At 69.8% G+C, this 25,581-nt stretch carries 23 protein-coding genes and 1 pseudogene; 11 read left to right on the top strand and 13 right to left on the bottom strand.

Features of this window, described 5'->3' with window-relative positions; genetic code table 11:
* Positions 1–31: 31 nt before the first annotated feature.
* Positions 32–1,120: a hypothetical protein gene (locus tag FJ694_RS25650; RefSeq protein ID WP_157270167.1), complete on the top strand. Its 1,089-nt coding sequence runs from the start codon at positions 32–34 to the stop codon at positions 1,118–1,120.
* A 39-nt stretch (positions 1,121–1,159) separates the two neighbouring features.
* On the opposite strand, the gene FJ694_RS25645 is transcribed toward FJ694_RS25650, so the two are convergent.
* From FJ694_RS25645 to FJ694_RS25635, 3 genes are all read right to left on the bottom strand, one after another.
* On the bottom strand, positions 1,160–1,306 hold the full coding sequence (locus FJ694_RS25645; protein ID WP_157270166.1) for a hypothetical protein: 147 nt from the start codon (positions 1,304–1,306) through the stop codon (positions 1,160–1,162).
* Between the two features lie 192 nt (positions 1,307–1,498).
* Positions 1,499–1,888 (bottom strand): cupin domain-containing protein, encoded by a 390-nt coding sequence (locus FJ694_RS25640; protein WP_232540223.1) that lies wholly within the window; start codon positions 1,886–1,888, stop codon positions 1,499–1,501.
* Between the two features lie 205 nt (positions 1,889–2,093).
* Positions 2,094–2,777: a GNAT family N-acetyltransferase gene (locus FJ694_RS25635; protein ID WP_157270164.1), complete on the bottom strand. Its 684-nt coding sequence runs from the start codon at positions 2,775–2,777 to the stop codon at positions 2,094–2,096.
* 48 nt (positions 2,778–2,825) lie between these two features.
* Between FJ694_RS25635 and FJ694_RS25630 the strand changes: the two genes are divergently transcribed.
* Both FJ694_RS25630 and vapC read left to right on the top strand, forming a co-directional pair.
* Positions 2,826–3,020 (top strand): type II toxin-antitoxin system VapB family antitoxin, encoded by a 195-nt coding sequence (locus FJ694_RS25630; protein ID WP_157270163.1) that lies wholly within the window; start codon positions 2,826–2,828, stop codon positions 3,018–3,020.
* The gene (vapC, locus tag FJ694_RS25625; protein ID WP_157270162.1) at positions 3,017–3,418 is read left to right on the top strand and encodes a type II toxin-antitoxin system VapC family toxin; all 402 of its coding nucleotides are present in this window, start codon (positions 3,017–3,019) and stop codon (positions 3,416–3,418) included. Before FJ694_RS25630 ends, vapC begins: the two co-directional genes overlap by 4 nt.
* A 22-nt stretch (positions 3,419–3,440) precedes the next feature.
* Here vapC and FJ694_RS25620 read toward each other — a convergent pair whose 3' ends face one another.
* Entirely contained in the window at positions 3,441–4,139 is a 699-nt protein-coding gene (locus tag FJ694_RS25620) for an aspartate/glutamate racemase family protein (RefSeq protein WP_157270161.1), read from the bottom strand.
* A 443-nt stretch (positions 4,140–4,582) separates the two neighbouring features.
* On the opposite strand from FJ694_RS25620, the gene FJ694_RS25615 reads away from it, so the two are divergent.
* The 3 genes from FJ694_RS25615 to FJ694_RS25605 all read left to right on the top strand — a co-directional run bounded on the left by FJ694_RS25615 (position 4,583) and on the right by FJ694_RS25605 (position 10,924).
* Positions 4,583–5,101 carry a hypothetical protein gene (locus FJ694_RS25615; protein ID WP_157270160.1) on the top strand — a complete coding sequence of 173 codons (519 nt, stop codon included), beginning with the start codon at positions 4,583–4,585 and terminating at the stop codon, positions 5,099–5,101.
* Positions 5,102–5,141: 40 nt separating this feature from the next.
* Positions 5,142–9,467: an AAA family ATPase gene (locus FJ694_RS25610; RefSeq protein ID WP_157270159.1), complete on the top strand. Its 4,326-nt coding sequence runs from the start codon at positions 5,142–5,144 to the stop codon at positions 9,465–9,467.
* A gap of 383 nt (positions 9,468–9,850) precedes the next feature.
* Positions 9,851–10,924, top strand: a complete 1,074-nt coding sequence (locus FJ694_RS25605; protein ID WP_157270158.1) for an NYN domain-containing protein — start codon at positions 9,851–9,853, stop codon at positions 10,922–10,924.
* A gap of 101 nt (positions 10,925–11,025) precedes the next feature.
* Here FJ694_RS25605 and FJ694_RS25600 read toward each other — a convergent pair whose 3' ends face one another.
* The gene (locus FJ694_RS25600) at positions 11,026–12,132 is read right to left on the bottom strand and encodes a hypothetical protein (RefSeq protein WP_232540224.1); all 1,107 of its coding nucleotides are present in this window, start codon (positions 12,130–12,132) and stop codon (positions 11,026–11,028) included.
* Positions 12,133–12,418: 286 nt separating this feature from the next.
* Positions 12,419–14,233: a CHASE domain-containing protein gene (locus FJ694_RS25595; RefSeq protein WP_157270156.1), complete on the bottom strand. Its 1,815-nt coding sequence runs from the start codon at positions 14,231–14,233 to the stop codon at positions 12,419–12,421.
* 176 nt (positions 14,234–14,409) lie between these two features.
* Between FJ694_RS25595 and FJ694_RS25590 the strand changes: the two genes are divergently transcribed.
* Positions 14,410–14,643: a hypothetical protein gene (locus tag FJ694_RS25590; protein WP_157270155.1), complete on the top strand. Its 234-nt coding sequence runs from the start codon at positions 14,410–14,412 to the stop codon at positions 14,641–14,643.
* Positions 14,644–14,665: 22 nt separating this feature from the next.
* On the opposite strand, the gene FJ694_RS25585 is transcribed toward FJ694_RS25590, so the two are convergent.
* The 6 genes from FJ694_RS25585 to FJ694_RS25560 all read right to left on the bottom strand — a co-directional run bounded on the left by FJ694_RS25585 (position 14,666) and on the right by FJ694_RS25560 (position 19,585).
* On the bottom strand, positions 14,666–15,592 hold the full coding sequence (locus tag FJ694_RS25585; RefSeq protein WP_157270154.1) for a WYL domain-containing protein: 927 nt from the start codon (positions 15,590–15,592) through the stop codon (positions 14,666–14,668).
* Between the two features lie 202 nt (positions 15,593–15,794).
* Positions 15,795–16,073 carry a DUF3072 domain-containing protein gene (locus tag FJ694_RS25580; protein WP_157270153.1) on the bottom strand — a complete coding sequence of 93 codons (279 nt, stop codon included), beginning with the start codon at positions 16,071–16,073 and terminating at the stop codon, positions 15,795–15,797.
* 143 nt (positions 16,074–16,216) lie between these two features.
* Positions 16,217–16,465 carry a hypothetical protein gene (locus FJ694_RS25575; RefSeq protein ID WP_157270152.1) on the bottom strand — a complete coding sequence of 83 codons (249 nt, stop codon included), beginning with the start codon at positions 16,463–16,465 and terminating at the stop codon, positions 16,217–16,219.
* Between the two features lie 28 nt (positions 16,466–16,493).
* Entirely contained in the window at positions 16,494–18,440 is a 1,947-nt protein-coding gene (locus FJ694_RS25570) for a M1 family metallopeptidase (RefSeq protein WP_157270151.1), read from the bottom strand.
* Between the two features lie 26 nt (positions 18,441–18,466).
* Positions 18,467–19,039: an NnrU family protein gene (locus FJ694_RS25565; protein ID WP_157270150.1), complete on the bottom strand. Its 573-nt coding sequence runs from the start codon at positions 19,037–19,039 to the stop codon at positions 18,467–18,469.
* An 84-nt stretch (positions 19,040–19,123) separates the two neighbouring features.
* The gene (locus tag FJ694_RS25560) at positions 19,124–19,585 is read right to left on the bottom strand and encodes a Rossmann-fold NAD(P)-binding domain-containing protein (RefSeq protein ID WP_157270149.1); all 462 of its coding nucleotides are present in this window, start codon (positions 19,583–19,585) and stop codon (positions 19,124–19,126) included.
* 450 nt (positions 19,586–20,035) lie between these two features.
* Here FJ694_RS25560 and FJ694_RS25555 point away from each other — a divergent pair, with 450 nt between their 5' ends.
* Together FJ694_RS25555 and FJ694_RS25550 are read left to right on the top strand one after the other, a co-directional pair.
* Positions 20,036–22,054 (top strand): diguanylate cyclase domain-containing protein, encoded by a 2,019-nt coding sequence (locus FJ694_RS25555; protein WP_198320992.1) that lies wholly within the window; start codon positions 20,036–20,038, stop codon positions 22,052–22,054.
* 27 nt (positions 22,055–22,081) lie between these two features.
* The gene (locus tag FJ694_RS25550; RefSeq protein ID WP_157270147.1) at positions 22,082–22,990 is read left to right on the top strand and encodes a PGN_0703 family putative restriction endonuclease; all 909 of its coding nucleotides are present in this window, start codon (positions 22,082–22,084) and stop codon (positions 22,988–22,990) included.
* Positions 22,991–23,035: 45 nt separating this feature from the next.
* Here the strand turns inward: FJ694_RS25550 and FJ694_RS25545 are convergent, their stop codons facing one another.
* Entirely contained in the window at positions 23,036–24,184 is a 1,149-nt protein-coding gene (locus tag FJ694_RS25545) for a DUF3466 family protein (RefSeq protein WP_157270146.1), read from the bottom strand.
* 317 nt (positions 24,185–24,501) lie between these two features.
* Between FJ694_RS25545 and imuA the strand changes: the two genes are divergently transcribed.
* Complete coding sequence (gene imuA / locus FJ694_RS25540; RefSeq protein WP_157270145.1) at positions 24,502–25,368, top strand: translesion DNA synthesis-associated protein ImuA; 867 nt, start codon at positions 24,502–24,504, stop codon at positions 25,366–25,368.
* Positions 25,328–25,581, top strand: a pseudogene (locus FJ694_RS25535) (DNA polymerase Y family protein); the annotation flags it as partial. The gene imuA and the pseudogene FJ694_RS25535, both read left to right, overlap by 41 nt.

The following is a 25,581-nucleotide window of genomic DNA, read 5'->3' as shown; positions in this document are numbered from 1 at the left end:
GGCAAACGGGTTGGTCAGGGAGTCAGAGGGAATGCAGCATGGTCTTTTCGACGCGGAGTCGCCGTCCGGCCCGGACAAGCCGGCGGCCCCGTCGCGGCGCAAGGCGCCGCCGCCCGCGCTCGAACTGATTCCCTACGGCAAGTACCAGGGCCAGCCGCTGTCGCTGCTGCTGGTGCATGCCGAGTACGCGCTGTGGCTCATGGGCGCGCGCCACGCGCACCTGCGCCGCCACCATCCGCAGCTGCTGCAGTGGCTGCACAAGCACTTCGGGCCGCCGGCGAGCACGCCGGAGCAGAACCGGCTGCAGAACCGCTTCCTGCAGCCCGACTTCTGCCTGCGGCTGCTGCTGCGCGTGAATCCGGACCTGCCGGCGCAGCTGGCCGCCACGGTGGCGCAGGACAACATCGTGCGCGGCTGGCAGGCGCGGCTGCCGGCGCGCATCGCCGAGCGCTACCAGGACTACGGCCTGGCCGCGCCGCTGGCCGAGGGGCAGGAGCCGCCGGAATCGCACCGCCGCCACAAGGCGCGCGTGCTGCAGGCGCTGGAGCGCGAGCTGCCGCGGCTGCTGGTGGAGTGTCCCGGCACGCCGCTGGACGCGGTGCCGGCCGTGCCGGCGGACGGCGCGCCCGTTGAGCGCTGGTGGGAGCCGGTGCTGCAGCTCGACGAGGCGCTGTTCGAGGTGGACGGCGCGCACGTGCAGTTCACGGCCCGTGCCCAGTGCCGCGTGCGCGTGGACGACGCCGCGCCGGGCGAAGGCGCGCTGGTGGACTTCGAATTCCATGACGAGGTGCGCATCGAGCTGCGTGCGCAACTGGGCGACGACTACCCGTCGGTGCTGCGCACCATGCGCGCCAAGCGCTGCAACGTGCTGCTCATCGGCCAGTTCGAGGCCGATGGCGCGTGCTGGGAGGAACTGGTCGAGATCTACGCCCGGCGCGGCATCCGCGTGGCGCTGCTCGACGAGGTGCTGGTCACCGCCGTGCCCACGTCGGTGCGCAAGTTGAAAGTGCCGGCGCTGGAGCCGGCGGCGCTGCTGGAGGCGGCGCGCGAGGCGCTGGAGGCCTTCGATGCCGAGTGGCTGCAGCGCGGGCGCGGGCTGCAGCCGCGGCTGGGGTTGTAAAGCCGGCCCGGTTGCCGCGCCGGCAATTCAACGGGGATTTCAGCCGGGGTTTCTGCCGGCGCGGGATTCGGCATGAATTTGCGCAATCGCCTGGCGAATCAGTTGCCGCGTGGCGTGGCGCAAATGCCCGGGAGAATTCCTGCGCGGGATCAGGATTCGCAACGCGGATTCGGCGATGACGGTCATGGTTCAACTCCGTTGGTTCAAATCATGAATGCCGTCGCGCGCTGATATTTACGACATCCACGCCCAAAATATAGGAAGCGGTGCTCGCCTGCGGATGTGCGTCGGCGACACCGTCTTGTCGGTTTGCGACATCGCGGTGTCGGATCGGAGCAGGGAGCCGGCGCCTCGGCCGGCTCCCGGAAACCGTAATCGTCAGTTCGGCGCCGGTGCCACCAGCGGCTTGCCCTTCTCGACCAGGTACACGCCGACCAGCTTGGCGGTGCCGGCGCCGTCGTTGTGGGCGTCGTGCGGCACGCCGGCCGGCACGGTGAAGGATTCGCCGGCCTTGACCAGGCGCGGCGCCTGGCCTTCCACCGTCAGCTGCAGCTGGCCTTCCATCACGTAGGCCACCTCGTCGCCCGGGTGCGTGTGGCGCCCGGCCGCGGCGTTGGCCGCCACGTCCACACGCACCACCACGGCTTCGCGGTTGGCGGCAAAGGACACGTCGTTGCGCGCCACCAGCGTGCGCGTCAGGCCCGAGGCCTGCGCCAGCACCGTGCCCACGCCCACCAGCACGGCGGCACCGATCAGAACCTGCTTCATACGGAACTTGGATTTCATCGAAAGACCTTTTGTCGTCATGAACGGAATCCATCCACGCTCCGCGCGGCGCGGACCGTGGCAGGGAATCTCCGGAAATGCCGGCACGTACCGCCTTGCACCGGCGCGCGAAGGATGCCCAAGCACCTTCCCGTCCGGCTTGAGTTCCGACAACCGGCCGGAAAAACCGGGACGAACCGGGACAAATTCACGCAGGCGCCACTACCCGCACCACCGATTCCCTGGCGTCGCGGAATCCCATGCGCCGGTACAGGCCGTGCGCGCCGTGGTTTTCGCTCATGACGTGCAGGAACGGCGTTTCCCCGCGCCGCAGCATCGCCCGCATGGCGTGCAGCATCAGCCGCCGCGCCCAGCCGCGGCCCTGGAAATCCGGGTGCGTGCACACGCCGCTGATTTCGCGCAACGGCCCGGCCGCCATGCGCTCGCCCGCCATGGCCACCAGCCGCTCGCCGTCGAATATCCCGAAATAGGCGCCCAGCTCGATGGTGCGCGGCCCGAAAGGGCCGGGGCGCGTGAGCGTGGCCAGCTCCAGCGCCTGCTGCGCATGTTGCGGGCCGAGCGCGACGATGTCGGCCGCGCCGTCGTCGCTACAGGGCGGCGGGCCGCCGTCCCAGATCATCTTGAACATCGTGCTCTCGGCCTCGATGTGCCAGCCCGCCGGCGCCGGGCCCGACCAGCCGTCGCAATAGAAGTGCTCGCCGGGCTCGCAACAAGGCCGCAGCGCGTCGAAATCCGGCCGGTCCTGGTCGGCGAAACCCACGATGGGCGAGAAACCCGGGGCGTAGCGCCGGGCCGTGGCGGTACCCACCGAGTACCTGATTTGCGGCCCGGACAGGGCATGCCAGACGATGTTGGCGAGAAGGTGCTCCATGCCGTGCCGAGCCCGTGATGTGTAGAGTTGGGGAAAAGGATACACATCGTGCGCACCAATATCGAGATCGACGACCAGCTGATGGAAGAGGCCTTGCGGCTTTCCGGCGCCAAGACCAAGCGCGAGGCGGTGGAGCAGGGGCTGCGCGCGCTGGTGCGGCTGCGGCGGCAGGAGGAGCTGCGCCAGCTGCGCGGCCAGCTCGACTGGCAGGGCGACCTGGAGCGGATGAGGACCGACCGGTGATCGTGGTCGATTCCAGCGTCTGGATCGACTACTTCCGCGGCACGCCGACGGCGCAGGCCGACGAGCTGGACCGGCTGCTGGGCCGGGAGCTGCTGGCCACCGGTGACCTGATCCTTGCCGAGGTGCTGCAGGGTTTCGCCAGCGAGCGCGACTTCAACCGCGCCCGACAGCTGCTCCTGTCGCTGGAGGTGGTGGAGATGGTGGGCGCGGACCTGGCCATCCAGGCCGCGCGCAACTTCCGCTCCCTGCGCGCGCTGGGCGTGACGGTGCGCAAGACCATCGACACGCTGATCGCCACCTGCTGCATCGAGCGCGGCCATGTGCTGCTGTATGCGGACCGGGATTTCGACCCTTTCGTGCAGCACCTGGGCCTGACGTCGGCGCTGCCGGCGGCGTGAAGCCGCCGCTGGGCACGTCAGGTCAATCCGCGCCCAGTGCCCGCTCCGCCGCCCGCACCGCGTGCAGCGTCGTGGTGTCGAACAGCGGCACCGAGGCGTCCTGCGGCCCGACCAGCAGCGTGATCTCGGTGCAGCCCAGGATGATGGCCTGCGCGCCGTGCTCGACCAGCCGCTCCATCACGCCGCGGAATGCGCGCCGCGACTCGGCGCGCACCTGGCCCAGGCACAGCTCCTCGTAGATGACGCGGTGCACCGTCTCCCGGTCCGGCGCCTCCGGCACGCGCACCTGCAGCCCATGGCGCTGGCGCAGCCGCTCCTTGTAGAAGTCCTGTTCCATGGTGAAGCGCGTGCCCAGCAGGCCCACGGTGGTGATGCCGGCGCGGCGGATCTCCTCGGCGCACGGGTCGGCCACGTGCAGCAGCGGGATGCGCACCGCCGCCTCGATGTCCGCGGCCACCTTGTGCATGGTGTTCGTGCACAGCACCAGGAAGTCCGCGCCCGCGGCCTCCAGCGCGCGCGCGGCCTGCGCCAGCAGCATGCCGGCCGAGGCCCAGTTGCCTTCGCGCTGCAGGCGCTCGATCTCGTGGAAATCGACGCTGTAGAGAATCACCTTCGCCGAATGCAGCCCGCCCAGGCGGGCCTTCACGGTTTCATTGACGAGCCGGTAATAGGGCACGGTGGATTCCCAGCTCATGCCGCCGATGAGGCCGATGGTTTTCAAGAACGCGTCTCCCTGCAGCTGTCCGCCAAGGCCATGGTGCCGGGCGGCTTTTCGTGGCCGCGCTCCTCGGCGGGCGGCGCGGGCAGCCAGTATGCACCGGCGCGCCGGCGGCTTCCGTCAGGCGGCAGCGGGGCCGCCGGCCATCGCCGAGTCCACGCGGCAAGCCGCCCCGGAAATAAAAACGCCGTCCGCAGGGCCGGGAAAACCAAAGCCACGTACCCGATTGCCGTGCCGGTATTGAAAAATAGCAACGCTTGCTCGTTGTTGCCCCATTTTTGAATTGGTGACACTGCGGGCAGCGGCCGCCAGGATTACCGTTGTGGCCATTTCGCAGTTTACGGTGCAGCGTCCGGCATGGTGAAAAACCAGGCTGCCGCACCGTCACGCCCGTCTCGAACGGGATTGGGGTCGCTGTGTGCGATTCAGGCAAGCGAGGTATCGCCATGGACAGAAAGTACCGGATTGCACTCTCCGTCCTGGGTTCGACGCTGCTTTGCACCCCGGTGCGCGCCATGGAAGCCTATGGCTGGGTGGCGCTCGCCGACAATGATTTTCACAAGAGCAAGTTTGCCGACCAGGTCAAGGCCCACGGCACCGATGATTTCGACAGCATGACCACGGCACAGGGCGACGTGGTGCTCGACTGCGGCAAGGCTCTGTTTCTCTATGGCGGCCGCAAGGCGCTCAAGGAGGCCTTCGACGGAACCCGCAAGGCATTCATCATCCAGAGCCGCTGCGACAAGCCCAGGAAACTGGCCGTATTCGTTTCCACCGTGGGCGTGCGCATGGGCCTGGCCACCAAGCAGATCATCATGATCACGCCGGCCAATTCGGACAGCGTGGGCACCATCGGCGAGGAATACATGTACAAATACCAGCCGGACAAGGATGCCAAGAGCAATCTCTACGAAACCATCGCGAAAAGCCAGCTGAAAAAAATGATGCTCTCTCTCGAAAAGTAGAAACCCGGGCCGGCATGCGCTCAAGCGCGAGGACATGATCATGACCGATATCGTCACGATGACCGTTCGGGGCCTCCTGGAAGCTGCCCATTGGCGGTCGGCGGCGGAACTGGAGCGGATGAGCTCCGAAGACCAGCGCAATACCCTGATCGTCGAGCTGGCCGGCCATACCAACCAGTCGGGCGGGTACTTTCAGGGTTTAGGCAACGAGGCGCTGGTCGGCCGCGGTGCCGTGGTCGTTTTCCTGCTGCGTGCCGGCTCCCATGACCGCGCCGCACTGGCGTGCATGAGCGACGCCGAGCAGCGCCAGGCCGTGATCGATGCCGTCAATCGCCATGCCGCCGTGACCGACATGCCCCTGACGGAATTGCAGGCGATGGACAGCCGCCAACTCGTGGCCCTGGGGCTGGAGTTGATGGCCGCACCCGTCGTCGATACCAGGCCGGCCCTGGGTGACGGCAGTTTCCGCAGGCCACTGCTCATCGACCCGGTGCGCAAGCTTCCGGACCCCGACGACCGTGGCTACGTGCAGATCGCGGCGCATGCGAATCCAGGCGTCGAACTGCAATTCAATACCGTGGAAAACAGGAGCACCCGGTCGGTGACAATGTCCGGCGTCAGGCTGGTGTTCGATCGGGGCGACGATTATCTCAAGCAGATGGCCTATCAGGGCAAGGACGTCCTGGACCTGAAATCCCTCGACCTGCGCGCGGACCAGATCATCATTCGCGTGCCGCTGCGGTTCCCGGGTACCGATGTGCGCATTCATGCGCGCGAGCTGATTTTCGAGGACTCGGGCGATGAATTCGCATGCATCGACACCACGCCGCTGCCGTTCGTGCAGGCAGCCCTGTGCCCGACCCGCAGCAAGGAAGGCAACCATCCCGCCGACAGCAGCGGCAAGCCCACTTTCATCGCGGCCGACGGCCGGCACGGCGAAAAGGCCGGTGACGTCCATCTGTACGTGCGCCGGATCCGGTGCCAGGGCAATGGCCGCAAGCGCTTCATCTGCAATGGAAGTCCGGGCCAGGCCGGCGAAATGGGTGGGCTCAAGCCCTACGAGCCCAAATCGGCCGATCAACCCGGTGCCGACAAGGGCAAGAATTTGCGCCCCGTGCAGATCAAGGACATTCGCGACCACTTGGGCAATTTGTCCGGCGTGGAGGAAAAAAGCGAGGGCCGCTGGCGCTGGCCCGACGGCGGTTTTGGCGCCGGCAGCCTGGAAGGGGTTTCCGGCCAGGATTTCGCCTTGAAGAACGACAAGGTCGTGCACCTGCGCCTCATACTCCACAACTGCAATTCGTACATTGCACGGGCGCGGCGCACGTTCTTCCCCAGCCTGGACACGATGCGTACCCTGGGCTGCGAATTCCTGGTGCCGGCAGGGGCGTTTCCGAATCCGGCACGCATCGGCTGCGTCGAGGGCGAGCTGGCCAAGTACAAGACACATGTCGATGGCAGCCGGCAGCGCCCCGGCGACGGCGAGGATGCCTATGCCGGCGGCAGGCCAGGCAACGGCGGCCAGGGCGGATCGGTCATCTCATGGATCGCCGGCATGCCGGCCGATCCGGCGCTGTGTGAGGTCGGCGGCGGTGCGTGCGGCCCGGAAACGCCGGCGGTCGCGGGCGGCGCTCCAGGCACGCCCCTGCCGGCGTACTGGGGCGAGATGTACGCGATACAGCGCGACGGCGTCATCGAGGCACCGCTGAACCCGACCTTCACGCTGACGCGGGTCGATGCCAAGCCCGGTGCCGGCGCAGCGGCGAAAAAGGGCGTGGACGGCGGCCGCGGTGCGGTTGAAACCCGGGCCGGCCCGCCGCGGGGCTGGCTGCATCCCCAGGCCGTGCAAGCGGTGGTGGCCTACGCCCAGGACGCCTACCGCAACGGCCACCGGACGACGGCGCGCCAGATGATCGGTCCCTACTACCATGCGCTGGCCTTTTCAGGCGAACCGCTGGGCCCGGAATTGAGCGGCAAGCTCAATGAAATCGTGGCGATGCGCAGCAACCTGGACAACAACCTCGATTTCTACGGCAACCCCGCCGGCTGGGTGCCCCGCCTGGATTTGAAGAGCAATTACCAGATCTGGCACTGGTTCAGCATCCAGTCATCGCGGGTGCTGTATTTTGCCTCCAAGCTCGAGCACCATTGGGACCGGCTCGACGACAAAAGCCAGGCCATTTCGCAGACCTCCCGTGCCGTAAAAAATGAAATGGTCGCCGTATCTGCGGCCCTGGGCACGGCCTATGCCGACCTGAAAGCGGCCAAGAAGGACCTGGACCGGTTGCAGGAGCAGTTCCAGGCCAGGCAGGCGGATGTGGACGCCCTGCGCCTGAAGGCCGCGGCACTGGCACGGACGAAAATCGAAGAGCAACGCATCTTCAGTGGCATGATGAAACTCGTCGGCGGCCTGGCGGAAATCATCCCCCTGGGCCAGCCCTTCCTGGGCCTGGCGGGCAAGTCGCTGGCCACGGTCGGCGACCATGACTGGACCCAGCCGGACTCCTCCAAACAATTGGCTTCGCTGTTCACAAAACTGGGCAAGCAGGCCGGCGATTTCCTGGAGAACAACGAGGATCTGCTGGTTTCTCTCAGCGGCTCCAGCGTACCCCGACCCGCCGGGTCGGCCGATGACCTGAAAGCCCAGATCAAGCAGGCCCAGGCCGCGGTGGAAGCCATAGAAGGCAAGGCCGATAAACTCAGCGCCGCAGTGGAAAATGAATGGACCGACGTGCTCGTGGGCGAACGCGAGCGGCTGGTGAGTGAGATCGATCTGGCCCGCAAGGCCATGCTCGATTTGCAGAAAAATGGCAATGCGGCACAGGCCAAGGCCAAGGGCGAGGAGCTTACGGCATTCGAGGCGGAACTGGCATGGAAGGCCGGCCTGAGAATGGACCGCGCTCGCAAGAAACTCGAAGACCAGCTCCAGAGTTTGAACAAGAGCGTCAAGGACAGCGCCAGGGCCAAGATGCTGCACGAGCAGGAACTTCTGGACAAAGTCAAGGCGCTGGAGCTCCGCAAGGCCGACTTCGCAAACCAGCTGGAAAATTACGCGGAAGACAAGAAGGCCGCGGAGAAAAAGACGAAGAACCTGCTGAGCAGCCTGTCCGGGCTGGGAGATGGTATTTCCAGGGTCGGTCAGGGCATCGTGGCCATGTGCGCGCCCTATGATGAGCAGGAGGTCGATCGGCAGGCGGAGAAGATCCTGGCCGGCAGCGAGCTGAAGGCTGAATACCTGAAACTGCTGGCCGACGTGAAGGACCTCAATGCCAGGAAATCATCGGCGGCCGGCGTATTCTGTCTGCAGCAAAAGCTGGTCGTGAACTACAGCGCACGGCTTTCGACCGCGATGTTGGAGCTCAATGCGCTGACCAGCCAGCGCCAGGTGGCGGACGGCGTGCTGGACCCCGGCATGAAGACGTACCTGCGCGGCATGCAGGAAAGGGCCCGCGCCCATTTGTTGTGGGCCCAGTACCACTTCGTCAAGGCCTGGCAGTACGAATACCTGGCTGACGTGGGCGACGACTTCTACAACCTGGAGCATTGGGTCAGCCGCTTTCTGGAGTTCGAGAAGCTGCGCAGCGGCATTGCCAACACGAAGAAGAAGCTCGATGAGCTGGACGAAAAGGACCAGGACAAGGTGATCAATACCTTCCTGACTGAGGATGATTTTGCGCAAATTGGCGAGTCCGTGCGGCAGGAACAGTCGCTGTCCCTGGTCAGGAACCTGCTGAACCAGCGTCAGCACCATCCGGGGCGGCAGCGCGAACGTTTCGACCTGACGCTCTCGGAGGCCCAGCTGGCTTGCCTGGCGCGGGACGGCAAGGTTTCCTTCAGTCTCGTGGACGATTTCCAGGTGGTCAGCCTCAAGGACGTGCATGCCACGATCGCGGACGTGAATCTCGAAGTTTTCCTGATCGACAGCCAGGACCAGAAGCTCAATGTCCGGATCGAGTTCGTGCACGCCGGCACGTCGATACTGCTGAAGGAAGACAGGAAATATTTCAAGTTCCAGAAGGCGCCGGCTGAACAGCCCATCGTCTGGCGCTTCGCGTACAGCCATGGTGTGTACCTGCGGCTGGTCAAGGACGAGGAAGAAGTCTGGACGTATTTCAGCAAGAAAATCATCAACAAGAACGAGGACGTTGAGGATGCGGCCAATGCCCTGCTCAAGGAGGAATTCGGCGAAAGCCTGAGCCTCAAATATACCGAGTACATGCCATCGGCCTTTTCACAGCTGACGCTGTGGCTCAACCGCGGACAGTTCGCGGATGCCGGCCAGTACCAGGCGTTCCTGCAGCGGATCGGCGGCATCTCGAAGGTGCAGTTCGCCGTGGACATCGTGCACCAGGGCACGAGCGACTGAGGCCGGCTCGGGGGCGGCGCAGTGCGGGCGGCGGCCGCTGCGCCCCGATCCCCGTCGCCCGGACCGCGCGTTCCCGCCTTCGCGCCTTCCCGGCCTGGACCCGTGCCGATACCCGCGGTGCGGCAGCGCAGGCGTCGGCGCCGCTGCGGCGGGCCGGCGTCGAGCGCAAAAAATGCGATCTGCCGGGCAAGAGGCGGCGCAGTGCCTGCGCTGCAGGCGACAATCCCCGGCTCGCGGCACCCGAGGCCGGCCTGCGGCCGCCAGCGGGGCGCGACACGAGCCAGGAAGGCTGCGGGCCCAGGGGTCCGCAAGCCCGGCGGCGCGCAGGCCTGGATGCAGACACCTTTCCGGCAACCAGAAATCAACAATTTGGTATTTGAATCATGTTACCCAGCAACTCGAAACTCTCGCGCATCGGCATCTTCTACGACGGCAATTTCTTCCGGCGCGTGAGCAATTTCTATTCGGCCCAGCATCCGCGGCATGCCCGCATCAGCATCGAGGGTTTGCACAATTACATCCGCTCGCGCGTGGCGGCCGAGGAAGGCACCGACGTCAAATTCACGCAAATCGTCGATGCCCATTATTTCCGTGGCCGCGTCAAGGCGCGCGAGGCCGAGGAGCGCGACATGCTCTACCAGGAGCGCTCCTTCGAGGACGTGCTCATGCACGAGGGCATCACCACCCATTACCTGCTCATGGGCCGGGACGGGGAAAAGGGCATCGACGTCTGGCTGGCGCTCGAAGCCTTTGAAATGGCCATCTACAAGCGTTTCGACGTGCTGGCGCTGATTGCCGCCGACGGCGATTTCCTGCCGCTGGTGCGCAAGCTCAATACCCTGGGCACCCGCGTGATGCTGCTGGGCTGGGATTTCTCCTTCACCGACAACGCCGGCAACCTGCGCGAAACCCGCACCTCGCAGCTGCTCTACAACGAGGTGACCTATCCGCTGCGCATGGGCGAGATCATCGACGCCCCCGGCAGCGAGGACGACGCCACCGTCAACAGCCTGTTCTACCGGCCCGAGCTGCGCTCGGCGGAGCCGCGCGGCGAGGCACGCTCCGAGGCCCGGCCGGACTTCCGGGCCGAGACGCGCATGGAAGGGCGCATCGAGGCGCGGCCCGAAGGGCGCAGCGAGGGGCGTCCGGACTTCCGCCCCGACTACCGCTCGGCGCTGCCGGCGGCCGTGCTCACCGCGCCGCCCACCGGCAACTGGGCGCCCACGCCGCCGCCCGACTCCGAGACCCTGGAGCATGGCCGCATCGCCAACCTCAAGGAAACCTACGGCTTCATCACGCCCGACACCGGCGGCGACAACGTCTTCTTCCCGTTCAGCTCGCTGCCGCCGGGCGACGCCCAGCGCCTGCGCCCGGGCATGCGCGTGTCCTACGAATTCGTGTTGGGCGACCGCGGGCCCATGGCGCCCAAGGTGTGGATCGATCCGAACCAGGAGTGATGTCCACTGGCCATGGCCGGTGAAGTATTCCGTTCGCCCCGAGCTATCGAAGGGTGGACGGCCCGCACTGCGCGTGGGCACCCGAGCCTGTCTGCCGGTCGCTACCGCGGCACCAGCATGTAGGCCTCGATGTTGCGGCCCCCGCCGGCGGTATTGAACTGGCCCACGCCCACGATCACGCCGCTGTCGTTGATGCCGTGCGCGTCACCCAGCGCCCACCAGCCGGTGTTCACGGCCGAGGGCAGCCGGTCCAGCGCCACGGAGGTGTTGCCGCTGTTGCGCCAGACCCGCGCCCGCGCGCGCGGGTCGGCCGTGCCCTCGAACTTGTAGCCGGCCACTTCCTTGAGGTTGTTGAGCGCCAGGCCGAAGGTCGGGAAGCCGGGCTCGGCCGTGAGCCGCTTGTAGAAGTTGCCGGACAGCAGGAAGCCCACCGAGGCGAACAGCTCCTGGCCGGCGGGATACATGTGGCCGGCGATGTCGCCGTTGTCGTTGATGGCGCTGGGCACCAGGTTGTCGAAGCCCGCGGGAATGCGCAGCAGCTGCGGGCGCTGGCCCTTGAGCTGGCGCACGCCCTGGCGCACGCGCTCGCCGGCCACGTCGAGCTCGCGCCAGCCGACGATGTCGCCGCGGCGGTTGATGGCCGTGGCCTGCGCCGCCACGCCGCCCCAGGCGCCCAGGTCCACCACCGTGCCGCCCCTCCAGTACGCCGCGTGGCGCACGCCGGGCGCGACCTCGGACCAGCCCACGATCTCCGAAAAATGGTTGATGGCCGCGGCGTAGGAGCTGCCCCCGCCCAGCGAGGGCAGCGTCGTGATGTGGTCGAACTTCCAGCGGAAGGCCTGCGTCAGCGTGCCCTGCTGGAACCAGCCCACCACCTCGCCCAGGCCGTTGACGCCGGTGCCCTGGCCGGGGCCGTCGGTGTGGATCACGCGCGGCGCGAACCCGGGCATGAACAGCGCCGGCCGGTACCCGCCGGCAATGTTGAGGGTGACGTAGCCCGCGGCCTTGTGGTTGGGGCTCAGCGCCAGCGCGAAGCTGCTGCCGCCCTGCACCGTGCCCAGCCGCAGCGTGCGGTAGCCGCGGCTGCCGGTGGCTTCCGCAGCTGCCGTGTCCGCGGCGCCTGTGGCGTTTTCAGCGCCGCCCGAGGAATTGGCGGCCTGGGCGCCCTGCAGGAAACCGGCTGCCAGCAGCGAAAAGGCAATCATCATGGGTTTCACGGACCCCTCCATGAAAATAAGCACGCAAATTCGTCATGCGGGGTGGAGCCTAGCAACGCAAAACTCTTTTTAAACCCCCGACACGGGCCATTGATGGCAGGGCGGATAAGTTTGCATATCGCCTGCGGCCGTGAAAACTGCCGAATATTTGGTATCAGAGTTTTACGGCTGGCCTTGTCGGCGGGTGAAGCAACAATTTGGGAATGCTGTTTGCCTCGGCGCGCCGCCTTTCCTGGCGGTTATTTGAGAAGAATCTCGGGCATTCAGTACACGAAATTCATTCCGCCGCGCGCAGCGGCAGCGTCACGCTGAAGGTGCTGCCCGCGCCGGGCTGGCTTTGCAGCGCCAGCTCGCCGCCCATCATCGCCACCAGCCGCTTGACGATGGCCAGTCCCAGGCCCGTGCCGCCGAAGCGGCGCGTGGTGGAGGCGTCGGCCTGGGTGAAGGGCTCGAAGATGGCCTGCTGCTGCTCCGGCGCGATGCCGATGCCGGTGTCGCTGACGTCGAAGCGCAGCCCCTTGCGGCCGTCCTCGTGGTGCAGCGCCTGCGCGCGCAGCGTCACCAGCCCTTCGGGCGTGAACTTCACGGCGTTGTTGAGCAGGTTGAGCAGCACCTGCTTCAGGCGCATCGGGTCGCCGCGCAGCCGCTCGGGGAAGTCGTCCGCGACGTCGAGCTGCAGCCGCAACGGCTTGCCCGCGGCCAGCACCTCGGCCTGCGCGCGCAGGTCGTGCAGCAGCGGCCGCGGCTCGAAGGCCACGTCCTCCAGCCGCATCTCGCCCGCCTCGATCTTGCTCACGTCGAGCACGTCGTTGACCAGCGCCAGCAGCTGCGTGCCGGCGCTGGCGATGTGGTCCACGTACAGCCGCTGCTTGTCGGGCAGCGCCATGCGCTGCAGCAGCTGCGACAGGCCGATGACGGCGTTGAGCGGGGTGCGGATCTCGTGGCTCATGTGCGCCAGGAAGGCGCTCTTGGCGTGGTTGGCGGCCTCGGCCTGCTCGGTGCGCCGGCGCAGCGTCTGCTCGTGGCGCTGGCGCTGCGCGGCGCGCAGCAGGGCGTGCAGCAGCAGCGCCAGCACCGCGAAGCCGCTGGCCACGCTCAGCGCCGCCGCCAGCGGCGAGGGCAGGCGCAGCCGCTGCGCGAACGGCGCCAGCGCCTGCACCCGCACTTCCCACTCCCGCCCGAACACCTCCAGCCGCAGCGCCTTGACGCCCCGGGAGCCCGCCTCGCGCCAGCCCGCCGAGGCGAAGAAGCGCTCGGCCTCTCCCCAGGGCCGCAGGTCGCCCAGCGCCAGCGCCAGCGCGCCGTCGCGGCTGTCGAAATCGGCCATCACCTCGTCGGCCACCAGCGGCATCACGGCCCAGCCGTAGGTCGCCTGCGCGCGCTCCTCGGGCCGCAGGCTGCCGCCGCGTGCGTACACGGGCAGCGACAGCACGAAGCTGCGCGGCTGCGCCGTGCCGTCCTGCGCCAGTGCCAGCGGCGCGGAGATGCGCGGCTCGCCGCTGAGCATGGAGGCGCGCAGCGACTCGCGCCGGCGCAGCTCGGTGGCCAGGTCCAGGCCCTCGACGGCGGCGGCGCCGGCTGTGGGCGGCTCCAGGAACATCAGCAGGTAGCGCTCGCGCGCGTCCAGCCCTTCCGGGTTGAGCTCGCGGATGCGAAAGCCCGGCTCGCCCTTGCGGCGCATCTCCTCCATGAAGGCCTCGTCCTGGTCGCGCGGCATGCGGCGCACGAAGCCCACGCCGCGCGCGCCGGGGAAGCGCTCGCGCAGGTCGAAGGAGCCGGCAAAGCGGCGGAAGGCCTCGCGCGTGAGCTGCTCGGCCGAGCCGCCGGCCACGCGCACCGCGCCGCGCGTGGCGAAGAGCGCGTACTCGTAGGAGCGCATGCGCTGGCGCAGCTGCGCGGCCACCTGCGCCGCGGCCGCGTCGAGCTCGGCCTGCAGCCGCGCCTGGTTGGCGCGGTGCTGGGCCCAGCCGGTGGCGCCGGCGGCCACCAGTCCCGCCACCAGCACGGCCAGCGTCCAGCGCAGCGCCAGCACCGAAGCCGGGGCCGGGTCGCGGGCCGCGCCAGGCCGGGATGCGGTTGCCGTGTCATGCATCCCGCCATTAGAGCAAGGCGCGGCGGCAACACCCCCTCCAACGGGTGATGGCCAGGCCCGCGCGGCACCCCTGTAATGCACATCCTGTTACCCCCTTGGAGGGAACGCGTTCTCGCCGCCGTCGCGGCAGCCGCGTCCCGCGATCCAGGGTCGTTTCCTCACCCGACATCCTTGCCATGCTGCTCCATGCCCGTTCCCTGCCGTCTTTCCTGCACGTTCTCGACGTCGGCGGGCCGGGCCGGCCGGCGCAGGCGCGGCTGAAGGATGCCGCCGGTGCCGCCGGCGCGGTTGCGGGCGCACCGGGCGCGCTGCCCGCGCAGGAGCAGTCCATCCCGCCGGAGGGGGATGGCGCGGCGGCGCGGTTTCATGGCGAGGACGGCATGGCGCTGCTGTCCGCCCTGGCGGGCTGAAGCCAGGCGCGCCGGACCGGCTTCAGTCCGTGTCTGGCGCGTCGCCGCCGGCATCCGCCGCCACGCCGCCGGGGGCCGCGCCGAGGTAGCGCGCGAGCCCGGCTTCCAGCTCCGACTGCCAGGCCGCGGGGCTGAGGATGCGCAGGTGCGGCATCCAGTAGCGCACGATGGGCAGCACCTGGCCGGCGTGCGCGGCCTGCATCGACACGATCAGCGCCCCGTCCTCCAGCGCCTGCTCGATCTTCTGGCTGGCGATGAGTTTTCTTCGCCTGAAATGCGGCGCCGCCTCGGCGCTGATGCGCAGCACGACGCGCTCGCGCGCCTGCCACAGCGTGTCGTCGTCGGCCAGCGCGCGCTCGGTGCCGGGGTCGGGCTCGAAGGCGCTGTCCGTCACGCGCAGGGCCTGCATGCGCGACAGCGAGAAGGTCTTGAATTGCCCGGCGTCGCGTGCGGCCAGGTACCACGCGCCCTTGTGGCGCAGCAGCCGGTAGGGCTCGACGCCGGCATAGGCCTGCAGCCGGCCCTCGTCCTTGCGCAGCTCGAAGCCGATGCGCCGGTGCGCGACGATGGCGTCCTCGAGCGTGCGCGCCAGCGCCGGGCGCGCATCGGGTGCCGGCGCCGGGCCGGCCAGCACGCTGCGCTGCACGCGCGCCTCGAACAGCTCGCGTGCCAGGTCGTCGCCGGGCAGTTGCGCGCGCACCGCCGCCAGCGCGGCCAGGTGCTCGATGTCGCGCGTGGTCAGGCGCCCGGCGAAGGCGGCGTCGAGCCGCCAGGCGCCGCGCTCGCGCTCCAGCGGCAGGAACGACAGCCGCCGCGCCAGGTCGCGCCGCAGCGTCGCGGCGCTCACGCCCAGCTCCGCGGCCAGCGCGGCGGGCGCCAGCCGCTCGCCGTGGTTGAGTTTCACCAGCAGCAGCGCGAGGCGGCGGGCAAGGGTGTCGGAAGCGGGCATGGCACTGCGGGGAAGGCCGCCCGGCGCGGCCGTGGCCGGTCAGGGACGGGAGCCGGGCCGCGGTCTGGTCCGGGCGGCACGGCGGGCAAGGCGAAGGAACCTTGCAGATGGGGCCGCCGGTGCCGCAGGCAAGAGGACCGGCAGCGCGCCCGGCGCGGCGCCATGCGGCCCGGAGGCCGGGCCGCGCGCGGGCTCCTGCCTCTCAGTGCCGGCGGCCCTGGCCGTGCTGCTGCTGGCCGTGGCTGCCGGCCTGCCCGCCGCCATGGCTGCCGCGCCCGGTGCGCTGCTGCAGCTCGTCGATGCGCTCGGAGGCCTGCGCCTTGGTCAGCGTCTCGTCGAAGTCCTCGCCGGCCTCCTCGCACAGCGTCTTGAGGTAGGACTTCTGTGCCCCGGTCATGGCCTCGTCGCCGGTGACCCAGTCCTGTGGGTCCTTCTGCATGTTGCTCTGCTCGGCTTCGGATTGAAGGTGCTTGTCGGTCATGGTCATCTCCGTTGACTGGATGGATGTCCAGTATCGGCAAGCGGTGTGCCGGCTTATCGGGCCATGACAGATCGGGTTTCAACCCAGGCGGCGCAGGGCTTCGGCGGGATTGAGGTTCAACACATTGGTGTCAATGACGGCTCTCACGGCGCCGGGCCGCGCTGGCGTCGCTCGGCACGTGCCGCCTTGATCTCCGCCTGGATGTCGTCCATCGAGAGGGGCTCGATGCCGGCTGCTTCGACGCGGTCGGCAATGGACAGCAGCGCGTCCGCCGCACGGCGGCGTTCGAGCGCGTCATGGAGCAACTGTCCCAGGGCCTGTGGCGTCAGCAATCCCGCTTCGCGGGCCGCCTGCACGGTCGCATCGGGCAGGTCGATCTGGATGGTGGTCATGGGTTGCTCCTTTTTCGCTCGGCTTGGTTCAGCGCCGGGCCGACAGCGCATTGTCCGCCGCCGCCGGCCACAGCCCCTTGCCGGCCAGGCGCGCGCCGTCGAAGCGCACCCAGCTCTCGGCGCCGTAGTGGCGCAGCGAGCGCGCCAGCGCCTGCAGCGCCCCGGGGTCGGCGGCGGCGACCACGACGGTGGGCGCGGCGGCGCCGGGCACGGCCCAGGCCAGGGCCGATCCGGCACCCATCGCCGCACCGTCCGGCGGCGCCAGCCCGAAGCCGGCGGCCACGGCTTCGGGCGGGCCCAGGCCCAGCAGCAGCGCCGGGCGGGCACGGTCCCACTCCGATGCCGGCACCGGCGCGCCGGCCCCGGGCAGCAGCGACGCGGCCAGCGCGCGCGCCGCGTCGCGGCCCTCGGCCGCCATGGCGTCCGGCACCACGGCCTGCGCCGCCGGCTGCAGCAGCAGCCCGCGCAGCACGGCCGGGCGCTCGCCCGCGGCCAGGCGGCGGAACACGTCGCCCTCCGGATCGACGCGCAGCGCCAGCGGCCGCGAGCGCGTGGCGATGTCCACGCGCGCCTGCGCGCCGTCGAGCGCCACCACGTGCGCCTCGGGCCCGCGCTCGGTGTCCACCACCACCGGCACCTGCAGCGTCCAGGGCGCGCCGTCCGGCGACTGCGTGAGCGTGAGGCCCACGCCGTCCTCGCGCCAGGCCACGTCGCGCAGGCCCAGCGCCGGCGCGCCGGCGCGCGTGACCCATTGGGAGAAGAAGGCGCCCAGCTGCTGGCCCGAAGCCGCCTCGAAGGCGGCCTGCAAATCGTCCCAGCCGGCCTCGGTGCCGCGCCGCGCGGCCCAGAAGCGGCGCAAGCCCGCGTCGAAGGCTTCCGTGCCGATGCGCCGGCGCAGCATGTGGAAGACGAAGGCCGCCTTTCCATAGCCCACGACCTGGTCGCGCGCATGCGCCTTGGTGACGAAGGCGGCCAGCGGCGTGTCGCCTTCCGCCGGCAGCGCGGCGAAGTCCAGCAGCCAGTCGCGGCGCATGCGCGCCTGGGCGGCGGCGTCGGCCAGGGCGTAGTCGCTCTGGTAGGTGGTCAGCCCCTCGGCCCAGTTGCCGCCGCCCGCGCGCACGCGCACGCCGTTGCCCCACCAGGTGTGCAGCACCTCGTGCGGCAGCGAGCGCGCGCGCATGAAGGGCAGCGCCACGATGGCGCGCGAGACGTAGGTCAGCCCCGGGTAGCCCAGCCCCACCGGGTCCGGCCCGGTGAGCACGTCGAAGCCGGCGTAGGCGTAGGGGCCGATGCGCGCGGCGTAGCGGTCGATGTGATGCGCCACGTCGTCCAGGTAGTCCGGCGCCAGGCGCGCCACCTCGGCATGGAAGCAGGCGCGCAGGCGCAGCCCGCGGTGGGGGCGGGTTTCACAGGTCCAGGGCCCGGCGAAGAGCGTGGGCGGCTCGCCGGGGTAGGCGGTCCAGTCGGCGCGGTTGCCGCCATCGGCCTCGCGCTGCTCGTGCCGCAGCGCGCCGGTGAGCGCGGCCTGCTGGCCGGCGGGGGTGCGTACCCGCAGCGCGACGGTGTCGGACTCGGCCAGGCGCGGGTACCAGGCCGCCTCGCCCGGCAGCCACGTGCCTTCGGGCGCCACGCGCGGCGGCTCGTCGCCGGCCAGGCGCCCGCCGTAGCGCAGCGCCAGCGCGCGCGTGCCCGGCGGCAGCGCGATGCGCAGCCGCTCGCCCTCGCGCGTGAAGGGCAGCGCGCGGCCGCGCGCCGTGACGCGCTCGACCCGCAGCGCCTCGGCCAGGGTCAGCGTCACGCTGCCGCGCAGGCCCGGCGGCAGCGTGATGCGGTCCTCGCCCTGTAGCGCGTGCGCGGCCGGGTCCAGGCGCAGGCTCAGGTCGTGGGAGGCGGCCGCGGGCGCGGCGGCCTGCAGGGCGCCGGCCTGGCAGGCCAGCAGCAAGGGAAGGAGACGAATGCGAAAGCGAAGGCTCAAGTCGGGTTCCCCGGCCGGTTGGGGGCTCAACCCAGCGGCGACACGCCGAACAGCCAGGCGTGGGCGCGGGTGACGAAGAGCGCGTACAGCGCCAGCCCGGCGACGAGGGCGATGGCGTCGTTGGCCGCGCGCGGCGGGGCGCCGGGCACGGGGCCGCGCGGATGCCGCTTGACGGAGATGCGGTCCGCCACCGCCCAGGCCAGGAAGCCGCCGAAGAGCAGCAGATCGGCCAGCGTGCCGTTGGCCAGCAGGTGCGCCAGCGCCCACAGCTTCACGGCCACGAGCATCGGGTGCTTCGCCGCCGCCTTGATGCGCCCGGGCAGGTAGGCCGCCAGCAGCAGCGGGAACACCGGCAGCATCAGCAGCAGCGCCAGGTGGCGCGTCCACAGCGGCGGGGTCCACAGCACCAGCGGGTCCTGGCGCGCCCAGCCGTAGCCCACGATCAGCGCCGCGAAGCCCGCCAGCGACACCAGCGAGTACAGCCCCTTCCAGGGCCCCTCGCCGTGGCGCGCGATCCAGCCGCGGCGCCATTCGGGAGCGAGGATCGACACCGAGTGCGTGCCGAGGAACAGGATCAGGCCGAGCAGCAGCAGCGTCATGGCGGGCTTTCGCGGGCGGTGGAGGTGCGCCCGATCATAGGCGCGCACTCCGATGCGCCCGCAACCTCGGCCCTGGCCTGCGCTTCAGTCGCGCCGCTGCTCCAGCTGCCACATGCGCACGCACAGGTCGATGGCGCGCGCCATGGTCTCCAGGCGGTTCTGCAGGATGCAGTAGTCGGCCATGCGCGCCGGGCCCTGGATGAAGCGCCGCACCTGCTGCTCCCAGTCGTCGACGGCGCTGCGCGCGCGCTCCAGGCCCTCGACGGCGTGGTCCTGGGTGAGCAGCCCGGCGCGCTCGATCAGCGCCTGGATCTCGCGGATGCGGTCGCGCCACAGGCTCTCCAGCCGCTCGCCGGGCAGCGCTTGGCACAGGTGCTGGATGCGCGCGCGGTTGAGCTGTATCCAGAAGTGCTGCAGCAGGTCGGCCAGCGATTCCAGCTCCGCCGCCTCGTCCTGGCGCAGGCGCGTCGGGCCCGGGCCGCCGAACGCGCTGAGGAAGGAGGTAGAGGGCGGCCGGTAGCGGGCGCGGGGTCGGAGGTTGGACATGGCGGTTCCTGCATCTCGGTGACTCTTCAACACGGCGCCGCGCTGCGTCGCGCCACCGGAAACGGCAAGGCCCGGTGCCTGCCGCGGGCCGCCGCGACCGCCGCCGAAGGTCGTTCGGGCGGCTGGGGCACGGCAGCGGGCGAATGGCGGCGGCAAGGGCTTGGGTGCGGGGCGGCAATGCGGCAGGGGTTACCCGGTACCTCAGCAAACCGCTTACCCATTGCCCGGGAGAATCACGGGGCTCATTTCCGGGGGGCACACTGCCTTGAAAAACGCCGTGCCCGCCCCCGGCGCGCGCGCCGGAAGCGAATCGACACGGTTTTTCTGCCGTGTACCCTCAAGTTCCGGCGCGCCGTGCCGATCGCGACTCAGCGGGGCTGCGTCGCCAAGGCCTCCGTCCTGACGCCGTTGCCGGCCGCCCCATCGCGGCTGCGGCATGTTTTCCCTGCCATGAGCGCCCCGAATTCCGATTCAGCCCCCACTCAGCCTCAGCCCCTGCCTGAGCCGAGCCTGGCCGCGCCCGACGCGGCGGCGCGGCTGCGCGTGGAGCTGGTGCTGATGGCGGCCTGCCTGGCGCTGGTGGCGGCGACGGTGCTGTTCCTGTGGCAGGCGCGGGAATCGACGCTGGCGCAGGCGCGCCAGACCACGTCCAACCTGGCCGAGACGCTGCTCGACCACATGGACGCCACGCTGCGCGAGTCGGACAACTTCATGGCGCTGGTGTCGCGCTCGGTGCTGCTGCCCTACGAGGACGGCGGCGGCGCCACGCAGGCGCTGCGCGACGAGATCCTGCGCCACCTGAGCGAGCAGCCGGCGCTGCACGACGTCTACGTCTACGACAGCAGCGGCACGCTGGTGGCGAGTTCCTACGCCACGCGCCGCCACGAGGTCTCCGCGCGCGAGCGGGACTGGTTCAAGCTGCACCGCGCCAGCACCCGCGACGACCTGATGCTGGGCGCGCCCTACCGCGTCGAGCCGCACGGCGAGTGGGTCGTCCCGCTGACGCGGCGGCTGGCCTACGCCGACGGCAGCTTCGCCGGCGTGGTGGTGGGCGCGCTGTCGATGGCGCACCTGCAGCGCTACCTGGACCGCTTCGACCTGGGGCCCGATGCGCTGATCGCGCTCAACAACGCCGAGGCCCAGGTGCTGGCGCGCCGCCCCTTCAGCGAGGCCGCCATGGGTGCCGACCTGCGCCAGCGCGACGCCACGCTGTACCGGCGCGCCGACCTGAAGGCCGCTTCGGGCAGCTACATGGCGGTGTCGCCGCTGGACCGCATCGAGCGCCTCTACAGCTTCAGCCGCTCGCGCGGCTACGGCTTCACGGTGGTGGTGGCGATGTCGCGCCGGCACGTGCTGGCCTCGTGGCAGCGCTCGGCGGCGGTCAGCTCGCTGGCGGTGGCGGCGGTGGTGGCCGGGCTGCTGCTGGCGGGCGTGCGCATGCTGCGCGCGCTGCGCCAGCAGCAGGCGCTGGCCGACGAGCTGCAGCGCTCGCACCGGCGCCTGGCCGAGATCCAGCGCGCCATCGACGTGCACGCGGTGGTGGCGGTGACGGACGTGCGCGGCGTGATCGTCTCCGTCAACGACCGCTTCTGCGCGCTGTCCAAGTACAGCCGCGAGGAGCTCGTCGGCAGCCCGCACAGCATCGTGCGCTCGGAGCGGCACCCGCCGGCGTTCTTCCGCCAGATGTGGCGCACCATCGCGCGCGGCGGCATCTGGCAGGGCCAGATCGAGAACCGCGCCAAGGACGGCAGCACCTACTGGGTGGACACGACCATCGTTCCGCTGCTCAACGAGCGCGGCAAGCCCTGGCAGTACATCGCCATCCGCACCGACATCACCGAGCTGCGGCGCACGCAGCTGGAGCTGGAGACGGCGCACGAGGAGCTGGCGCGCAGCAACCAGGAGCTGGCGCGGCTGGCGGCCTTCGACCCGCTCACGGGCCTGGCCAACCGGCGCCGCTTCGACCAGGCGCTGGACGACGCGCTGCGCGCGGCGCGGCGCGACGGCGAGCCGCTGGCGCTGCTGATGATGGACGTCGACCGCTTCAAGCTGTTCAACGACAGCTACGGCCACCCCGCGGGCGACGCCTGCCTGCGCCGCGTGGCCATGGCGCTGCGCGGCGTCTCGCGCCGCCCGGGCGACCTGGTGGCGCGCTGGGGCGGCGAGGAGTTCGCGCTGCTGCTGCCGCGCACCGACGCCGAAGGCGCGCGCGTGGTGGCCGAGCTGGTGCGCCGCGCGGTGCAGCTGCTGGCCATCGAGCACCGCCACGGCGAGACGGGCCGCGTCACGCTCAGCGTGGGCCTGCACAGCCTGCTGCCCGGCCCCGGCACCAGCGTGACGGAGCTGGTGGAAGGGGCCGACCGCGCCCTCTACGCCGCCAAGCGCGGCGGGCGCAACCGCGTGGTGACGCTGGAGGAGTCGCTGGCGCTGGCGGACACGCCGGTTTCGGCCTCGACACCGCCGCCGTGACGAGAAATTCGACGGGGGAGGAGTGAAATGAAGAGCCTGATTGCACGCCAGCAGTCCTACCGGGACCGGCAGTTCTACAACGAGCACGTCAAGGCCGGCATTTCACGCAACGTGAAATTGCACGATGCCATCGACAATCCGGCCAGCAGCGCAGCCGCTTGCCTGAATGTGCTGGGTTATCTGAATCAGAATCCAGGCTTCATCCAGCCGTTTTTCCACAGCTTCGGCCTGGAAATCGAGGAGGTCATCGGGTTCCCTTCGGGCGTGGATTTCGGCGGGGAAGTGTATGACGACCGCGGCCCCATCGTTTTCGAATGGATCGGCCCGCGCAATTCTCCCATCAATGAAAAAGGCGGCGCGCGCGGCTACCTGAAGACCAGCGTCGATGCCTTCATGCTGGCGCGGGTCAACGGCAAGGTGTCGCAGGTCCTGATCGAGTGGAAATTCACGGAAACCTACGAAGGCGGCAATTTCCTGCACCGCTTCGGCGGGCTCCGGGGCGTGGAGCGGCTGCGGCGCTATGCGGACATCCTGGCCAGGCAGCGTTCTGAAAATTTCCCCTTTGATTTCGATGCCGAGGATGGACGCGGGCTGGCCGATTTTTCCTATGAACCCCTGTACCAGTTGCTGCGCACCACGCTGCTGGCCAGGGAAACCACGGGCATGCTCCTGGGAGAGCACCGGATCGAGGATTATTTCGTCCTCCACCTGGCCCATTCGGAAAACACCACCCTGCTCAACGTGGGCAGGAAGCACCTGCGCTACTGCCCCGGGCTGGCGCATGTCGGCGGCGGCATGAATCTGCACCAGCTCTGGACTTCACTGCTTTCGGCGCAGGAGCGGGGACATTTCGCCAGCGGGTACTGGAACCAGGCCTTGCCGGTGCTCGAAGACGCGTCGAATTACCTGCAGGAGCGCTACGGCGCGCAGGCGTAGCGGCATCGCGGCAGGGCGGCGCGGCGGCGCCGCGGGCTCAACGCCTCACTGCGCCGCCCTGGTGGTGAGCCCCGGCACCGGCACCAGCATGAAGGCGCGCATCAATTGCCCGCCGCCCGCGGGCCGGATCGCGCCCTGGCCCACGATCACGCCGTTGTTGTTGATGTCGGCGGCCTCGGTGAGCTGGTACCAGCCGGCGGCCTTGGCCGCGGGCAGCACCGACAGCGCCGTGTTCGTGACCGCGCCGGCCGGCACGTCCCAGGCCCAGGCGTTGTTGGCCGGGTCGCCCAGCCGGTCGTGAATGAAGCCCACCACCTTGCGGCTGTTGTTGAGCGACAGGCCCACGCTGCCGAAGCAGCAGCCCGCCGCGGTGATGCGCTTGACGGCGTTGCCCTGCACGATGAACGAGGCGGCATCCATCGGGAAATTGCTGGCCTCCACCGACAGCGAACCGGCCATGTCGCCGTTGCCGTTGATTTCCGTGGGCACGATATTGTCGAAACCGGCCAGCGGGCTGAATACCTGCATCAAGCCGCCGCTGCCCAGCCGCACGGCCTGCTTCACGAGCTTGCCGTTGACCCATTTCTGCCTGAAGCCGGCAATGACGCCGCTGTTGTTGATGGCCGTGGCTTGGGCCGAGATGCCGCCCCAATTACCCAGGTCGGTGAGCAGGCCATTCTGGAACTTGAATGCCCGGGTGACGCCGGGCGAGGTTTCGAAATAGCCCACCACCACGCCGCTGTCGTTGATGGCCGCGGCATGGTTGGCGCCGCTGAAGGGCGAGGGTATCTGCACGATGGCGTTGTTGGTCCATAGGAAGGCACGCCGCGTCGTGCCCTGCAGGAACCAGCCCGACACCTGGCCCGAAGCGTTGATGCCGGTGGCCTCGCCGCGGCCGTCGGTGGCGATCCACTTGGGAATCTGGCCGGCGGCGAATATCGCCGGGCGCTTTCCGCCCAGGATGTTGAAACTGACCCAGCCGGCCACCTTGCCGTTGCTGCTGACCGACTTGGCATAACTGCTGCCGCCCTGGACGCTGCCCAGGTTGTACACCTTGTATTGCGTGCCATGAAAATGCAGCGCGCCGTGGGCGGTGGCCAGATCGTCGGCCCGGTTGGCCAGCGCGGTACTCACGAAGGCGGTATTCACGAAAGCGGTCGCGGCCAGCGCGGCCAGGAAATGGATGCGGCGCATGGGTTCCTCCAGGCAGACGTTTCCTGTCTGCGCACGCAACCTTAGTTACCGGCCTGCCCGCTCGCATCCCGCTCCTTTGGGAGGCGGCATGGCTCCGAAAACGACCGGAGCGGACCTTTTCGGCTTTGACAACATCGGAAAGGGCGCTATTTAGCAAATGCCGTTCCCAGAATGGCGAAATGCCCGCGCCGCCGCTGCCGGCTGTACCCGCGCGCCGTCAGCTTTGAAAAAAATGTTGTTGCGCCCGCACCACCGGGTTCCCAATCCGGCCGGACGTGTTGGATACTGTATGGAAACACAGTATTCAAAACTCGCCCATGCCCGACATCCCGCCGCCTCGCTCCCATGCTTCGAATTCCGCGCTGGCCGCGTTGCCGCCGGCGGTGGCGGCCGGGTTGTGGCGGGGCAGCGAGCTGGGGCCGGCGCCGGTGGCTGCCTGGGCCACGGGTTTCGAGGCGCTGGACGGTGAGCTGCCCGGCGGCGGCTGGCCGGGCGGGGCGCTGACCGAGCTGCTGCAGCCGCAGCCCGCGGTGCTGGAGTGGCGGCTGCTGGGCCCGGCGCTGGCGGCGCTGGCGGCGCGGGGCCGGCGCGTGGTGCTGGTCAATCCGCCGCGCCCGCCGCATGCGCCGGGGCTGCTGCAGTCGGGGCTGGACCCGCACCAGCTGGTCTGGGTGCGGGCCGACAGCCCGTCGCAGCAGCTGTGGTGCACCGAGCAGCTGCTGCGCTCGGCCGAGGGCGTGGTGGTGGCCTGGCTGCCGCAGGCGCGGCCGGAGCAGCTGCGGCGGCTGCAGCTGGGCGCGCAGGGCGGCGGTGGCGGGCCTGGCGATGACGCCGCTGCGCTGCCGGCCTTCGTGTGCCGGCCGGCCGCCGCGCGTCACGAGCCCTCGGCCGCGCCGCTGCGGCTGTTGGCCGCGCCGGGCGACACGCCCTGGACGCTGAAGGTGCGCCTGCTCAAGCGCCGCGGCCCGGCGCACGAGGGCGAGATCGAGCTCACCAGCGTGCCGCAGGGCCTGCGCGCGGTGCTGCCCGCGCGCACGCGCCGGCCGGGCGCCGTGCCGGCGCGGCACGAGGCGGCGGCGGCGCTGCCGCAGCCGCAGGGCGTCGCGTCGGAGCCTTCGTCTTCTCCCGTCCTGGAGCGCAGCGATGCTGTGGGCCGCCGCCTGCACGCCCGCGCCGCCCACTGAGGCGGCGGCACTGCCGGCGCTGCAGGCGCTGACGCACTGGGCGCTGCAGTTCACGCCGCGCGTGGCGCAGGTCGAGGAGGCGGTACTGCTGGAGCTGCGCGCGAGCCTGCGGCTGTTCGGCGGCGCGGCGGCGCTGCGCGCGCGGGTGGCGGCCGAGGCGCCGGAGCTGGGCGCCGCGGCGCTGAGCTGGGGCGCGCCCACGGGGCTGGCGGC

It is taken from the genome of Azohydromonas aeria (assembly GCF_009760915.1).
In the GTDB taxonomy this organism is placed as follows: domain Bacteria; phylum Pseudomonadota; class Gammaproteobacteria; order Burkholderiales; family Burkholderiaceae_C; genus Azohydromonas; species Azohydromonas aeria.
The sequence above is the reverse complement of the archived record's forward strand: the minus strand, read 5'-3'. Positions and strand labels throughout refer to the sequence as shown.